Source organism: Streptomyces sp. WM6386, assembly GCF_000972385.1.
Classification (GTDB): domain Bacteria; phylum Actinomycetota; class Actinomycetes; order Streptomycetales; family Streptomycetaceae; genus Streptomyces.
The window spans coordinates 12,804-28,299 of record NZ_JXTE01000031.1 but is presented as its reverse complement, the minus strand read 5'-3'; the positions used below and the strand labels follow the sequence as shown (position 1 = coordinate 28,299).

The 15,496-nt window shown below is 68.3% G+C and carries 10 protein-coding genes; 5 read left to right on the top strand and 5 right to left on the bottom strand.

The features are described 5' to 3' along the window. Positions 1–112: 112 nt before the first annotated feature. Positions 113–1,195 carry a lytic polysaccharide monooxygenase auxiliary activity family 9 protein gene (locus tag TN53_RS20230; RefSeq protein ID WP_420719113.1) on the bottom strand — a complete coding sequence of 361 codons (1,083 nt, stop codon included), beginning with the start codon at positions 1,193–1,195 and terminating at the stop codon, positions 113–115. A 270-nt stretch (positions 1,196–1,465) separates the two neighbouring features. Here TN53_RS20230 and TN53_RS49175 point away from each other — a divergent pair, with 270 nt between their 5' ends. From TN53_RS49175 to TN53_RS20220, 3 genes are all read left to right on the top strand, one after another. Beyond that, entirely contained in the window at positions 1,466–1,591 is a 126-nt protein-coding gene (locus tag TN53_RS49175; protein ID WP_267886547.1) for a hypothetical protein, read from the top strand. Between the two features lie 579 nt (positions 1,592–2,170). Beyond that, positions 2,171–3,028: a helix-turn-helix domain-containing protein gene (locus TN53_RS20225; RefSeq protein ID WP_046259971.1), complete on the top strand. Its 858-nt coding sequence runs from the start codon at positions 2,171–2,173 to the stop codon at positions 3,026–3,028. A gap of 47 nt (positions 3,029–3,075) precedes the next feature. Next, complete coding sequence (locus tag TN53_RS20220; RefSeq protein ID WP_052745263.1) at positions 3,076–3,519, top strand: hypothetical protein; 444 nt, start codon at positions 3,076–3,078, stop codon at positions 3,517–3,519. Positions 3,520–3,789: 270 nt separating this feature from the next. Here TN53_RS20220 and TN53_RS45290 read toward each other — a convergent pair whose 3' ends face one another. Continuing rightward, positions 3,790–3,987 (bottom strand): DUF397 domain-containing protein, encoded by a 198-nt coding sequence (locus tag TN53_RS45290; RefSeq protein WP_267886548.1) that lies wholly within the window; start codon positions 3,985–3,987, stop codon positions 3,790–3,792. Between the two features lie 479 nt (positions 3,988–4,466). Continuing rightward, complete coding sequence (gene acnA, locus TN53_RS20215; protein ID WP_046259970.1) at positions 4,467–7,199, bottom strand: aconitate hydratase AcnA; 2,733 nt, start codon at positions 7,197–7,199, stop codon at positions 4,467–4,469. A 347-nt stretch (positions 7,200–7,546) separates the two neighbouring features. On the opposite strand from acnA, the gene TN53_RS45285 reads away from it, so the two are divergent. Together TN53_RS45285 and TN53_RS20210 are read left to right on the top strand one after the other, a co-directional pair. Continuing rightward, on the top strand, positions 7,547–7,747 hold the full coding sequence (locus tag TN53_RS45285) for a DUF4236 domain-containing protein (RefSeq protein WP_095046606.1): 201 nt from the start codon (positions 7,547–7,549) through the stop codon (positions 7,745–7,747). Positions 7,748–7,821: 74 nt separating this feature from the next. Further along, positions 7,822–9,351 carry a helix-turn-helix domain-containing protein gene (locus TN53_RS20210; protein ID WP_046259969.1) on the top strand — a complete coding sequence of 510 codons (1,530 nt, stop codon included), beginning with the start codon at positions 7,822–7,824 and terminating at the stop codon, positions 9,349–9,351. Between the two features lie 115 nt (positions 9,352–9,466). Here TN53_RS20210 and TN53_RS20205 read toward each other — a convergent pair whose 3' ends face one another. Both TN53_RS20205 and TN53_RS20200 read right to left on the bottom strand, forming a co-directional pair. Then, positions 9,467–12,358, bottom strand: coding sequence for a GH32 C-terminal domain-containing protein (locus TN53_RS20205; RefSeq protein WP_095046605.1), 2,892 nt, complete (start codon positions 12,356–12,358; stop codon positions 9,467–9,469). Between the two features lie 103 nt (positions 12,359–12,461). Then, positions 12,462–15,395, bottom strand: a complete 2,934-nt coding sequence (locus TN53_RS20200; protein WP_052745261.1) for a GH32 C-terminal domain-containing protein — start codon at positions 15,393–15,395, stop codon at positions 12,462–12,464. Positions 15,396–15,496 lie beyond the last annotated feature (101 nt).

Sequence of the window (15,496 nt, the reverse complement as noted above, 5' to 3'; positions counted from 1 at the left end):
CTTCGGGACCAGATCCTGCGCTGTGCCGCGGAGACCGACAATTCCCCCCAGGGAATGGGCCGGTGCGCGGGCCCGGCGGGCAGCGGCTCATGCCCACCGGGTCCGCTGCGGCTCAACCCACCCGACAGGGAAGGGTCGTTGCCGTATCTCCGCCGTCGCCCTGGACGACGTAGCCGAACGTGGCGCTCGCGCCTGGAGCGAGGGAACCGTTCCAGTCGGCGTTGTGGACCATCACGGCCTGGCCGTTGTACGTCGCGTTGCCGTTCCAGAGGCTGTTCACCTTCTGGCCGCCCGGCAGCGTCCAGTCGACCATCCAGCCCAGCATCGGAACGTCGCCGGAGTTGGTGACCGTCACCTCGGACTGGTAGCCGCCGCTCCAACTGCCGGTCGTCCTACGGGTCGCGGTGCAGGTGCCCGGCACGGGTTCGCTCGGGTTGCCCGGCTCGTGGATGCCGGTGACCTCGCCGTTGCCGCCGTCGAAGACGACGTCGGAACAGGAGTAGAAGGTCTCCGCGCTGTCCGAGCGCTGCCAGACCATGTAGATGATGTGGCGGCCCGACTTGTTCGCCGGAAGCTGCCCGGACCATGAGTAGTTGGCCTCGACCGTGCCCGGGCTGCCGTTGAGCGGCGGGTGGTCGACGGAGAGGAAGGGCTGGGCCTCCATGTCGTTCCAGGTGAGGGTCTTGGTCGCGTCGAAGCCGTCCTTGGTGACGTAGACGTAGAACCAACCCGGGTGCGCGGCCCAGGCGTTGTAGGAGAAGTCGACGGTCGCGCCCGAGGTGAGATGGGTCAACGGCCAGTCGCTGCGGGCGGCGTTGAAGCCGGTGAAGTTGGTGTTGCCGCCGCTGCACAGTTCGCCGTCCGGCACGAAGCCACGGGTGCGTCCCGCGCCGTCCGAGCGCAGTACGGAGAACCAGTTGTAGAACGGCGTGGTGCCGCTGACCGCCTGTGCGTTCTTGCAGGCCGGGTTGATCGGTTTGATCTCCCCGGTGTCGGTCAGTCCGTCCTGCCAGCACAGGAAGGTGCGGCTGGCGGGCTTCATCGGGGTGCCGTGGGCCTCCGCCTCGCCGCCGGTCGACATCACCAGCGTGACGGCCGGGATCGTGGCGAGCAGGGAGACCAGGACGAGGAAGAGGGCTCTGGCGCGGGTGGGGAGAGTTAATCGGCGACCTGGGGACGCCGCTGACTTTGTCATGATCATGACAGTCCAGTCCGTTCCTTGAGGTACGGGCCGTGCGGATGCGTGTGTGCGGATGAGCGGGGTGGGGGGATTCCTTGGGGCAGGTTCCGGTCCGCCGTGTGGGAGCGCTCCCACCCCGCCTGTTGCGGAAGTTAGCGCGAACGGGGGCGGCTGTAAACGGGTGGCGCGCGAGGGTTGGCTGTCGATGGCGGGCGGTCGCCGGTTCGGGTGACGGTGTCTTCGTGCGGACGATCACGCCATGTGCCGGCGTCCAGACTTGCGTCCATGAGGCCAGGAGGGCGAGGAGCCGCCACCGAGGAGACCTGGATGTTCCCGCCGATCGACGGCTGGGCCTTCGATGAGGTCACGGACCTGGAGGTCCCCTTCGACTGGGAACTCGTCGATGGGTGATCGCGCCTCGCGGGAAGACCGCGTTGTGGCACAACCACGTGCGGGGCGCTCTGGTGAGCGTGCTGTCTGCCGCTGAAACCGAGCCGTACACCGCGGTGAGCAGCCCATGCGTCATGGTCGACGAGCGCAACATCCTCAAGCCGGATCTGATCGTCTCCGACCTGCGCGGGCTGGATCCCTTCGAGGTCGAGTGCGCCCCGGTAGTCTCCCCGAATTTCTCGGCTTCACGTCCTACACCTCGAGCGCCGTTTTCGCGCGCCGAGCGCAACTCGGCGCACCTGGAGGGGATTTCGTGCGCCCTTCGCGCTCCCGTGCTTCGACGTCTCGGAAGCGGAGTACGCCCCTTCGGAGCACAAACACCCGTTCAGGCGTTCTCTCCTACGCAAAGCCCGGTCGCTCGGTCGCAGCTCAAGGTTGCTCAGAGAGCTGCCGCCGCCCCATCGACACCGCGCCGCGAACCGCCCGTGGCTTTTGGCTCTATCCTCTTTGCTAGAGGCATAATGAGAGGAGCCAAGAGCTAGGAACTTTCTGTGCATGGCCGATCAGGTTCAGGGTACGTGCACGGGCGAAGGAGCGGCGATGACCCCCGTGGACCCCAGTCTGAACCGGCGCAAACTACGTCTCGCACTGCGACAGGCGCGCGAGCGCGCCGGTCTGACTCAGCGTGAGGCTGCCGAACAGGTGGAGTGGTCCCAGTCGAAGCTGATCCGGGTGGAGACAGGTACGGTCAGCGTGTCCGTCAGCGATCTACGTGCGCTGGCGACCCTCTATCGCATCACCGACCCCGTCGAGGTCCACGACCTCGAGCAGGCGGCCCGGGGCAGCAAAGGGGCGAGTTGGTGGTCGAAGTACCACGACGTGGTGACCCCTCAGTTCGCCCAGTATCTGGGCTACGAGAGTGCCGCCGCGTCCCTGCACACGTACCACCCCATCGTCGTCCCCGGTCATCTCCAGACCCGCGGATACGCGAAGGCGCTCCTCGCCCCCCGCGGACTGTCGCCCGAACGGGCCGAGCGCGTCGTGGGTCTGAGGATGGAACGGCAGGAGCGGATGTTCGACGGCTCCGGCAAGCCAGTGACCACGTTCATCCTGGACGAGGCCGCGGTGCGACGACAGATCGGCGGAAGGGAGGTTCTCGATGAGCAGTTGGAGCAGCTGCTGAACTTCGGTGCCCGCGACGGCATCACGATCCGTATCCTGCCGTTCGAGGCCGGGGCGCACTACAGCACTCTGGGCAGCTTCGTCCTGCTGGGATTCCCCGACGACGACGATCTGCTGTACCTGGAGCATGCCGCCGGCAGCATGACCGGCGGTGAAGACCTGGAACTGCTGGCCCGTTACCAGGAGTGCTTCCACACGATCACGGAAATGGCACTCGGCGAAACCGAGTCTCGCGACCTGATCGATCGCATCAAGCAAGACCTCAGGGCCCGCTAGAACCGCGGTGCCCATGGCTGGTAGTGAGAGCCAGGGGGAGGACCGACGTGGTCTTCAGGTCGATATCTCAGGGCCTACAGCAGTGGGTCACCACTCTGCTCGGCGGAGCAGCCGGACTGAACGACGAGGAGCTCAAAGCACAGGCGATCAAGAACCAGGCCGAGACGGACCGCCTGGTCCAGATCGAGAACGCCCGCGGCACCGTGAAGCTGAAGCTCGTGACGATAGTCGGTGTCCTCGTGCTGGTCGCTTTCGCGTCCCTACTCGGAGCGATAGTCCTGGTCATCCAGGCGGCCGGGGATCTGAAACTGCCGTGGTCCCGGGTAGGCACGGCCGTCGGCACGTTCGTCGCCACCTCCGGGCTCGCCGCCCTGATGGGACGGTGGGCGACACGGTGGTTCAAGCGCCGCCGGGCGGCCGGCTCTCCTACCGTGGAGTCCGCGTCCCAGAACCCTCCGGGAGGCGACCCGAACCAGATGGCGTCACCATGACGTGACCGGCCTTCCACACCCCCGCACCGACCGACACACCGACCGACACGGTCACCCAGAGGATCCGCTTGGCGAGCAGGCTGTCGACGAGCAGGGAGGCGAGGGCTGCCGCCAGCGTCGCCAGCGCGCCGACAGCGAGCGCAAAAGCGAGGGCGCCGCCGATCAGCACATCCCGTTTATCCCTCTTCTTCCCCGACTGCCGCACCGCAGATGCCTCGGCACCCATACAGGCCCCCCTACCTACCTACTGCCGATGGCTGTTCAGAAACATCACGAACCCTCTAACGCCCCTTGGTTCACCGCGCGAAGGAACTGCGTCCAGACGGGAGCGGTGAATCGCAGAGGCGAACGACGGGGTTCCTTGGAGTCACGAGCGAGCACACGGTCCTCACGCACAGCGACCTCCAGGCACTCGTTCTCATTGCCACACATGCTGCTCCTGCGCCACAAGGGTTCCCCCCTATGCACCACCTCAGCCCTCCTGCTCCCCCGATACGCCTGGGCAGTGCCCGTCCATGCTAGTGGGCGGTCGACCACCGCCGCAGGCAAGTACCCCCGAACGTCAAGCCAAAGAACCACACATGGCACTCACAAGACTACGCACAGCTACTACATGTCCAGCGTAAATGATCCCGGCCCACTCCAGCCATACCCGAATCTGTCGATATGCCATACGTCATTGCGACCGCCGCGTCTCACATCAACTGGCCGCTTCGTCGGCGTTCCCAACTGCCCTCCCCACAAACCACATTGAGCATCTGTTGGCTCAAGTACGCACAGTTCTTGGCGAGTTGACATGGCTCAGCACGCCGTTAGCGCCACCGCTGGGGGAATCCCGTGTTCGACCTGAGGGTGGGTCATGACCTGGACGTCCCCGCACGAATACGGCGAAGGGCCGCACCCCCCGTCGCCGGGGAGTGCGGCCCTCAACTGCCCTGCCGTACCGCTTACTTGCGGATCAGCGAGCGCAGCACGTACTGCATGATGCCGCCGTTGCGGTAGTAGTCGGCCTCGCCGGGGGTGTCGATGCGGACGACCGCGTCGAACTCGACGCCGGTGTCGGTGGTGACCTTGACCGTGCGCGGCGTGGTGCCGTTGTTGAGCTCCTCGACGCCGGTGAAGGAGAAGGTCTCCTCGCCGGTCAGGCCGAGGGTCTCGGCGTTCTGGCCCTCCGGGTACTGGAGCGGCAGGACGCCCATGCCGATGAGGTTCGAGCGGTGGATGCGCTCGTACGACTCGGTGATGACGGCCTTGACGCCGAGGAGCGCGGTGCCCTTGGCGGCCCAGTCACGGGACGAGCCGGAGCCGTACTCCTTGCCGCCGAGGATGACCAGCGGGATGCCCTGGTCGATGTAGTTGCGCGAGGCGTCGTAGATGAACGACACCGGCGCCCCTCCTTCACCTTCGGCGGACCGGGTGAAGTCGCGGGTGTAGCCGCCCTCGGTGCCCGGCGCGATCTGGTTGCGCAGGCGGATGTTGGCGAACGTGCCGCGGATCATGACCTCGTGGTTGCCACGGCGGGCGCCGTAGGAGTTGAAGTCACGACGCTCCACACCGTGTTCGGTGAGGTACTTGCCGGCCGGGGTGTCGGCCTTGATGGCACCGGCGGGCGAGATGTGGTCGGTGGTGACCGAGTCGCCGAGCTTGGCGAGGACTCGGGCGCCGCTGATGTCGGAGACCGGGGTGGTCTCCATCGTCATGCCGTCGAAGTACGGGGGCTTGCGGACGTAGGTCGACTGCGGGTCCCACTCGAAGGTGTTGCCGGTCGGGATCGACAGGGCCTGCCACTGGGCGTCGCCCGCGAAGACGTCCTGGTAGGACTTGTTGAACATGTCCTCGCCGATGGCGTTGGCGACGACGTCGTTGACCTCGGCCTCGGTCGGCCAGATGTCGGTCAGGTAGACGGGCTTGCCGTCCTGGTCGACACCGAGGGCGTCCTTGGTGATGTCCACCTTCATGGAGCCCGCGAGGGCGTACGCGACGACCAGCGGCGGGGAGGCCAGGTAGTTCATCTTGACGTCGGGGTTGATACGGCCCTCGAAGTTCCGGTTGCCGGAGAGGACCGAGGTGACCGCGAGGTCGTGGTCGTTGACGGCCTTGGAGACCTCGTCCGGCAGCGGGCCGGAGTTGCCGATGCAGGTGGTGCAGCCGTAGCCGACGAGGTTGAAGCCGACCTTGTCGAGGTAGGGGGTGAGCCCCGCCTTGTCGAAGTAGTCGGTGACGACCTTGGAGCCCGGGGCGAGGGTGGTCTTGACCCACGGCTTGCGGGTCAGGCCCTTCTCCACGGCCTTCTTCGCGACCAGCGCGGCGGCGACCATGACGTACGGGTTGGAGGTGTTGGTGCAGGAGGTGATGGCCGCGACCGTCACCGCACCGTGGTCGATCTCGTACGTCGACCCGTCGGGGGCTGTCACCGTCACCGGGTTGGACGGGGCGCCGTTCGGCGCGACGGCCGGGGCGTCGGAGGCCGGGAAGGACTCCAGGCCGGCCTCGTCCACGGAGTCGACGTAGTTGCGTACGTCGACCTTGAACTGCTCGGCGGCGTTCGCGAGGACGATACGGTCCTGCGGGCGCTTCGGGCCGGCGATGGAGGGCACGACCGTCGACAGGTCGAGCTCCAGCTTCTCGGAGAAGTCCGGCTCGGCCTGCGGGTCCAGCCAGAGGCCCTGCTCCTTGGCGTACGCCTCGACGAGCGCGAGCTGCTGCTCGGAGCGGCCGGTGAGCTTGAGGTACTTGATGGTCTCGCCGTCGATCGGGAAGACCGCGGCGGTGGAACCGAACTCCGGCGACATGTTGCCGATGGTGGCGCGGTTCGCGAGGGAGGTGGCGGCGACGCCCTCGCCGTAGAACTCGACGAACTTGCCGACGACACCGTGCTTGCGCAGCATCTCGGTGATCGTGAGCACGAGGTCGGTGGCGGTGGTGCCGGGGGTGAGCTCACCGGTCAGCTTGAAGCCGACGACGCGCGGGATGAGCATCGAGACCGGCTGGCCGAGCATCGCGGCCTCGGCCTCGATACCGCCGACGCCCCAGCCGAGGACGCCGAGGCCGTTGACCATGGTGGTGTGCGAGTCGGTGCCGACGAGGGTGTCGGGGTAGGCCTGGCCGCCCCGGACCATGACCGTGCGCGCCAGGTGCTCGATGTTGACCTGGTGGACGATGCCGGTGCCCGGGGGGACGACCTTGAAGTCGTCGAAGGCGGTCTGGCCCCAGCGCAGGAACTGGTAGCGCTCCTTGTTGCGGCCGTACTCCAGGTCGACGTTCTGCTTGAAGGCGTCGTTGGTGCCGAACTTGTCGGCGATGACGGAGTGGTCGATGACCATCTCGGCCGGGGAGAGCGGGTTGACCTTCGCGGGGTCGCCGCCGAGCGCCTTCACGGCCTCGCGCATGGTGGCGAGGTCCACGACACAGGGCACGCCGGTGAAGTCCTGCATGATCACGCGGGCGGGCGTGAACTGGATCTCCTGCGACGGCTGGGCCTGGGAGTCCCAGTTGCCGAGGGCGCGGATGTGGTCGGCGGTGATGTTCGCGCCGTCCTCGGTACGGAGCAGGTTCTCGAGCAGAACCTTGAGGCTGTACGGAAGGCGGGCCGAGCCTTCCACCTGGTCCAGCCGGAAGATCTCGTACGACTCGTCGCCCACGCTCAGCGTGGCACGGGCGTCGAAGCTGTTCGCCGACACGACAGTCTCCTTCATTGATGTGCGCGTACTCACCACGATCCTGCCGCCACGGCATCTTGGCCGATCCGCTAAGGTCAGGCTAAGTTAGGTAACCCTTACCGCTGGAGTGGCGACGCGGGCGGCTGCGGTGCGCCTGGGCAGATATCTCGATGTCGAGATAACTCTAGTACACGGGCGCGGGATGGTCATGCCCCGCCTCCGTTTGTGACGTCCCCCACGGCTGGGGACACCCCGTGATTATCCGGCCGAACCCGACCTTCGGCGCGGCGAGCCCGTGGAGTTCGGCCATCAGTACGCCAAGTCGGGGTAACCGACAGGTACGTTCCGCACTCAGACGGGAGGCACAGATGCCCCTCACGTTCCGCAAGAGTTTCCGGATCCTTCCCGGCGTACGGCTGAACATCAACCGGCGCTCCTGGTCCATCACCACCGGCGGCGGCAGGCATGGGCCGAAGCACACGTCCAGCAGCACAGGACGTCGTACGACATCGGTGGATTTGCCCGGACCTTTCGGATGGCGCCGCACCCGTAACGCCAGGCGGCATTGACGCACCATCAGATCCGTCACCCGTACGGCCCCCCTCGGAATGCCCCATCTCATATCTGAGATAGCCTCAACCCCATGGCAGACGATTACCTCGTACGCATCGGCAAGCTCATCCGTGACGCCCGGCAACACCGGGGCTGGACACAGTCGCAGCTGGCGGAAGCTCTCGGTACCAGTCAGAGCGCTGTGAACCGCATCGAGCGTGGCAACCAGAACATCAGCCTTGAGATGATCGCTCGAATCGGTGAGGCCCTGGAGAGCGAGATCGTCTCTCTGGGCTACGCGGGCCCGATGCATCTGCGGGTCGTCGGCGGCCGCCGGCTCTCCGGTGCCATCGACGTCAAGACGAGCAAGAACGCGTGCGTGGCACTGCTGTGCGCCTCGCTGCTCAACAAGGGGCGCACGGTGCTGCGTCGCGTCGCCCGCATCGAGGAGGTCTACCGCCTTCTGGAGGTGCTCAACTCCATCGGGGTGCGCACCCGCTGGATCAACGAGGGCGTCGACCTGGAGATCGTGCCGCCGGCCGAGCTGGACATGGGCGCCATCGACGCGGACGCGGCCCGCCGCACCCGCTCGATCATCATGTTCCTCGGTCCGCTGCTGCACCGCATGGACAGCTTCAAGCTGCCGTACGCCGGCGGCTGCGACCTGGGTACGAGGACCATCGAGCCGCACATGATCGCGCTGCGCCGGTTCGGGCTGGACATCGCCGCGACCGAGGGCCTGTACCACGCACGGGTGGACCACTCGATCTCCCCCGACCGCCCGATCGTGCTGACCGAGCGCGGCGACACCGTGACCGAGAACGCGCTGCTGGCCGCCGCCCGCCACGACGGCGTCACCGTCATCCGCAACGCGTCCTCCAATTACATGGTCCAGGACCTCTGCTTCTTCCTGGAGGCGCTCGGCGTCAAGGTCGAGGGCATCGGCACCACCACGCTCACCGTGCACGGCATGCCGACCATCGACGTCGACGTGGACTACTCCCCCTCCGAGGACCCGGTCGAGGCGATGAGCCTGCTGGCCGCGGCGGTCGTGACGGAGTCGGAGCTGACGGTGCGCCGGGTGCCGATCGAGTTCCTGGAGATCGAGCTGGCGGTCCTGGAGGAGATGGGGCTCGACCACGACCGTACGCCCGAGTACTTCGCCGACAACGGCCGTACGCGCCTGGTGGACCTCACCGTCCGCCCCTCCAAGCTGGAGGCGCCCATCGACAAGATCCACCCGATGCCGTTCCCGGGTCTGAACATCGACAACGTCCCGTTCTTCGCGGCCATCGCGGCCTCCGCGCAGGGCAAGACGCTGATCCACGACTGGGTCTACGACAACCGCGCGATCTACCTCACGGACCTCAACCGCCTCGGCGGCCGGCTCCAACTCCTCGACCCGCACCGGGTGTTGGTCGAAGGCCCGACCCGCTGGCGGGCCGCCGAGATGATGTGCCCGCCCGCCCTGCGGCCCGCCGTGGTCGTCCTGCTGGCGATGATGGCGGCGGAGGGCACGTCCGTGCTGCGCAACGTGTACGTCATCAACCGGGGTTACGAGGACCTCGCCGAGCGCCTGAACTCGGTCGGGGCGCAGATCGAGATCTTCCGGGACATCTGAAAGTACTCAGGGAGAACAGCGTGACCAGGCCATGCGCCGACCCGGCCCGCGGCGAGGTCGCGGACCGGGTCGGCCTGGGCGTGGGTGCCCCGGATCGTCGCAGAGGGTGGCTGGATCAGTCGGTCATGTTGCCCATCTTCCAGACGGTCATGGACTTGACGACGCTGCCGTCGCCGAAGAGGCGCAGGCCGAGGGAGTCCTGGCGGAAGGGGTAGGCGCGGGTGGTGATCGACTTGTGATTGTTCGCGTACGCCTCGACCATCGAGCGGTCGACGAACACGTCGAGTGTCAGGTTGCCGTTGGAGAGCGTCAGCGGGCCCTTGTGGATGCCGAAGTTCGGCTCGGCGCTGGAGTTGTTCCCGGAGCGCGTCCGGTCGACGCCCAGCTGTCCCTCGGGTGCGTCGTAGAACAGGCGGGTGCGTTCCTCGTCTCCGGGGCTGCGGAGTACGTCGAGCCCGAAGGTGCCGGCGCTGCCGCGTTTCATCGTCAGCTTGATGTGGAGCATGTCTCCCTTGACGCCGGCCAGGCGGGTGTTGGCGTCGGCGAGGGAGGCGGGTTCGCTGATGTCCAGGAGCGGTTCGCCGGTGTGGAGGCGGGCGACCTCCTCGACGGGGCGGAATCCGAGGTCTCCGTCGGGCCGCATGGACAGCTCGATGGGCAGGCCGGCGTTGTGGGCCCAGCCGGCGTCGTAGTGGGCGCGTTCGGTGCGCCGGTCCTGGGCGATGCTGAAGACGAGGGAGCGTCCCTTGTCGTCCACCGTTCCGCTGGGGCCGGTGAAGTGGTCGCCGTAGTCCATGAGCCGGGGGTCGGTGGTGTCGGGTGTCCAGCGGCGGGCCTCGGCGTCCCAGGTGCCGACCCAGTAGTGGACGTACTTGCTGCTGTACTCGCCGGGGCCGGCGGGGAAGGCCGGGTTGACGAGCAGGGCCCGGCGCTCGCGGCCCTGGGCGTCCTTTCCGATGGGCAGGAAGGTGGGCAGCTCCCAGACCTGGCCGGTCCTGGGGTGGGCTGCCACGTCACCGACCATCAGGGGGCCCGAGTACGTCCAGTCGGTGAGGTTCTTGGAGGTGTAGAGGAGGGCGGTGCCGCCGATGTCGGTGCCCGAGGTGGTCTGGACGCCCGAGCCCATCAGCTGGAACCAGGTGTCTCCCTCCTTCCAGACGAAGGGGTCGCGGAAGTCGCCGAAGCGGACCTTGCGTCCGGCGCCGACGTTCAGGTCGGCGCTCTGGCTGGTGACCAGGGTGGGGTGCATCTTCCACTCGACCAGGTCGCTGTCACCGGGGTCGACGGGGCGGGCGAGGCCGGTCGCCTGGTTGGGGCGCTGGGAGTCGTTGCCGGCGGTGAACAGCAGGACGGGCACGCCGTTCTCGTCATAGGCGGCGTCACCGGACCAGACCCCGTCGGGGGCCACGCTGTCCTCGGTGGGTGCGAGTGCGACGGGCAGGTCGCGCCAGTGGACCAGGTCCTCGCTCACCGCGTGTCCCCAGGCGATGTTGTGCCAGTAGGGGCCGTGGGAGTTGTGCTGGTAGAAGAGGTGGTACTTGCCCTTGTACTGGATGGGGGCGTGGGGTTCGTTCATCCAGTGGTTCGGGGCGGTGAAGTGGTAGCCGGGACGGTAGCGGTCACCGTCGTAGCGTGAACGGTCCATCTCCATCCGGGCCTTGGGGGTGGTGCCTCCTGCGAAGGTCTGTACGTCCTTCTGGTGGCCGGCCGTGACCGAGGCCGGGGTGAGGGCGCTGTTGTGGATCTTCACCTCGTCGATGAGCCCGTTGAACATGTTGACGGCGAACGTGCCGTTGATGATGGCGGGCTGGTTGTGGCGGCCGACGATCAGGGGAACGTCGGCCTTGGCCAGCCGGGCGGTGCCCGGGATGGCGGTCTGGGCGACCTGCTCGCCGTTGAGGAAGAGCCTGATCGCTCCCTCGCTCGGGGCGAACACGGCCGACAGGTGCGCCCACTTGCCCGCGGCCAGGGCCGCCGGCTTCGGGACCGTCACCTCGTACCACGCGTCGCCGGTTCCGATCCCGAACTGCCACCTGCCGTGCCGGCCGACGCCGAGGGAGAAGCCCCGCTTTGCCGTCTCGTCCTGCTGGTTGACGACGGCGGACAGTTTGCCGTCGTCTCCCCACTCGAACGCGCGCGGCGCGACCCACGCCTCCACGGTCAGGCCGTCCGTGGGCAGCTGCGTCTGTGACGCGGCGCGGGTGACCCAGGTGGAGTAGCCGTCGAACAGCAGGGCGCCGGAGAGCACACCGTCGGCCTCGTTCTTCGGGCGCCAGAGCGGGTCGCTGTCGGGCTTGTACTGCGCGTCGTTGAAGACGTAGCTGATGGGGTCGGCGGCCTGGCTGACCTTCTCCCGGGTCGTGGTGCCCTGACCCTCGCTGAAGTCCCAGTGGGCGGCGAGTCCCCGCTGGGAGGGATCGGGTGCCGGGTCGGTGCCGACGCGGACGTCGTCGAGGTTGATGTGGCCCCAGCCGCCGGTGGCCTTGTCGACGGCGGTGACGCGCAGCTGCTCGCCGAGGTGTTCGCGGGCGTCCCACGTGACGCGGCGGTACGCCTCGTCGTCGGTTCCGGTGGCCTCGTGCAGGACGGTTCCGTCGAGGGTGGTCAGGGCTGCGTAGAGGTCGTTGTCGTTACGGCCGCCGGAGACCAGGGCGCTGACCATGCCGGTGCCGGTGAGCGTGAACGGTTCGGACGTCACCGTCCCGGTGGCGGCGTCACCGGCGGCGGCGAACCCCCACAGGTGGTACGAGCCCTGCTGGTTGAAGCAACAGCCCCAACCCCAGCCCGGGTCGTCGGTGACGGCTCCGTTGAAGGCGGTTCCGGTGGTGGTCCAGCCGCTGAGGTCGCCGGACTCGAAGCCGGGATTCGTCAGGGTGGTTCCGGTCGCGTCGGCGGTCTGCGTCATCAGGGGTGATGTCAGGCCCAGGCATATCGCGAGCGCGAGCAGCAGGCGCAGCAGACCGCTCCTGGTCGCGGTCGCGGATCTCGATGGTGCACGGGTTCGCATCGAACCTCCGTGGTGTGGGGTCGGGTTGATCGGGCGGAGCAGGACGCCGGCCCTGGGCGCGGCACGGTCCGGGGCCGACGCGTATGTGGGGTGGGCCGGGGATTCAGGCGCGCCGGACGGGGACGTTGACGTCGGCGACGTTGATGTGGCCCCAGCCCCCGTCGGCCCGGTCGACGACCTCGATGTAGATCCGTTCGCCGATGTGGGCGGAGAGGTCGAACACGACGCGGCGGTACTGCTCGGTGCTGCGGCCGGTGGCCTTGGCCAGTACCTTGCCGTCGTCGGCGCGGACGGCGGCCGCGTAGAGCCGGTCGGGGTCGTTGCCGCCGGACACGAGCAGGTCGATCACGCCGTCTCCGCCGAGGACCACCGTGGCGGAGCGCAGGACGCCGGTGGCGCCGTCGCCGCCTCCGGCGGGTTTGAAGCCCCACAGGTGGTGGCCGGTCGGATCGCCTTCGGTCTCAGCCTGGTAGAAGGGGCCGCCCCAGCCCCAGTCGGTGCGGGTGGTGACGTTGGCGTCGCTGAAGGTCGTGCCGGAGACGACGGTCCATCCGGTGAGGTCGCCGGTGGCGAAGTCGTGGTTGGGCAGGGCGTCGACGTCCGCCGGGCGCGGCGGGTCGTACGCGGCGGGCGCGGCCGGCGTGTCGTAGGCGCCGTTCATGCGCCAGACGTCCAGGGACACGACGCGGGCCGATCCGCCCTCGCTGGTCAGGCGCAGGCCGGTGGCGTCCTCGCGGGTGGGATAGACACGGCTGGTGATGCTGTTGGTGCCGTTGACGTACGCCTCCAGCATCGAGCGGTCGAGCAGGACCCTGAGCGTGAGGCGCCCGCCGTCGAGTTCCACACGGCCGCCGTGGACGCCCTTGCGGACGTCCGGGTCGAGGCTGGATCGGCTGCGGTCGATCAGGATGCGGTGCTCGGCCGTGTCGTAGGTCAGCAGGGTCTGTTCGGTGCCGTCGGCGCAGGCCCGGACCGTCAGGGTGATCGTCCGCGCGCCGCGCGGCTCGATGACGGCGCTGATGTCCAGCAGGTCGCCGAAGACCCCGGCGAGCCGCCGGTTCGCTTCCGTCACCGAGGTCTGCCGGATGCGGGCGAGCCTCGTGCCCCGCAGGCCGGCGGCCTCGGCGATCGGTTCGACCCCGAGGGTGCCGTCCTGGCGCAGGGAGACGGACACCGGCATACCGGCGTTGTGCGCCCAGCCGGACCGGGCGTGCTGCTGCTCGGTGCGGCGGCCCTGGGTGATGCTGAAGACCACGGACCGGCCGTCGGGGGTGACGAAGCCGGACGGGCCGGTGAAGTGCTCGCCGAAGTCGAACTCGCGTGGCTTGTCGTGGTCGGGCACGAAGCGGTGTTCGCGCTTGTCGAAGGTGCCGATCCAATAGTAGGTGTGCTTGACGGCGTTCGGGTGGAACCCCTCCCACCACGGACAGATCAGCAGGATGTGCTTGCCGGTGCGCCGGCCGCGGGGGCCGGGGAGCGGGAGGAGTACCGGCAGTTCCCACACCTCACCGGGCTCGGGCAGCGTGGCGAGGTCGTTCCGGTGCAGCGGCCCCTGGTACGTCCAGGGCCCTTCGGGCCGGCGGGCGGTGTGCAGGAGAGCGGTTCCGCCGTGCTTGCGGGTGATCTGCGCGCCGTCGTAGTCGACGATGCCGCTGCCGACGAGCTGGTACCAGACGCCGTCCTCCTCCCAGACGAACGGGTCGCGGAAGTTCTCCGCCCACGCGGTTCCCGGGCCGGCCGGCAGCTTGGCCGGGGCTTCGGTGACCGGCTCGGAGCGCATCGTCCAGGTGGGCAGATCGGTGTCACCGTCGTTCTTGTACGTGGATACGGCGAGGCCGGTGCGTTGCCGGTAGGGCAGCCGGTCGTCGCCGCCCGTGAAGAAGAGGACCGGCCCGCGGTCGCCGTCGACGCAGGCGGATCCCGACCAGATGCCGTCCGGGCCGGCCGAGTCCGCGGCGGGGGCGAGGGCGATGGGGAGGTCGCGCCAGTGCACCATGTCGGTGCTGACGGCGTGCCCCCAGTGGATCTGGCCCCAGAACGGTCCGAGCGGGTCGTGCTGGTAGAAGATGTGGTACTTGCCCTTGAAGTACACGGGCGCGTGCGGCTCGTTCATCCAGTGCCAGGGCGGCAGCATGTGGAACTGGGGGCGGTGCCGGTCGCCGTCGAAACGGGTCCGATGGGGGGCCAGGTCCGGGCGGGGCACGCGGTGGCCGGGCAGTGCGGCGATCTTCTCGGCGTGCTCGCGCTGGGCGGCCGAGTCGTCCAGGGTGCCCGGGCGGATCATGAGGCTGTCCATCAGACCCATGTACATGTTGGCGTGGAACTCGCCGTTGAGCAGCGTCGGGCGGTTGTGCTTCCCGATGAGGAGGGGTTCACCGGGCGCCGGTTCGGGGGCCCTGTCCGGGGTGGCGGCGGTGCCGATCAGGCGGCCGTCGAGGTAGAGGCGCAGCTGGTGGGCGGACGGGTCGTAGGTGGCGGAGACGTGGCTCCACCTGCCCTTGGCGGCCGGTTGGTCCGGGGCGCCCTTGACCTCGGTCAGGTCGGTGCCGAAGCCGAGCTGGAAGACGATCTGCCCGAAGCGGCGCAGGCCGAGCAGGAATCCGGTCCTGGCGACCGGGTCGTGCTGGTTGACCAGGGCCTGGGGCTTGCCGTCGATGCCGTGCTCGTAGGCGTAGGGCGCGATCCACACGTCGACGGTCATGCCGCCGGCGATGTCGAGCTTGCCGGGTCCCTCTGCCGTGACGACGGTGGAGCAGCCGTCGAAGTACAGGGCCCGGCCGCGCACGCCACGGCGGCGCACGGGATCACTGTCGGGCTTGTAGCGGGCGTCGTTGAAGACGTAGTCGACGGGGGTGGCCGACCCGGAGACCGCCTCGCGGGCGACCGCGCCGGATCGTTCGTCGAAGTCCCAATGGGCGGTGGGCTTTTGAGGACCCGACCGGCCACCGGCGGCGGCGAAAGCGGGAGCGAACGAAAGCGGTACGACGGCTCCGCCGACTGCGGCGGATACGACCCTGAGGGCGGTTCTTCTCCTCATGCTGTCTCCTGGACTGCGTGACAGACGGTGACCTGGCGGCCTGCCAATTCGATTTAGATGATGGGTCGGCATGGTTCGGGCGCCGTCGCCGCTAAAGCAAG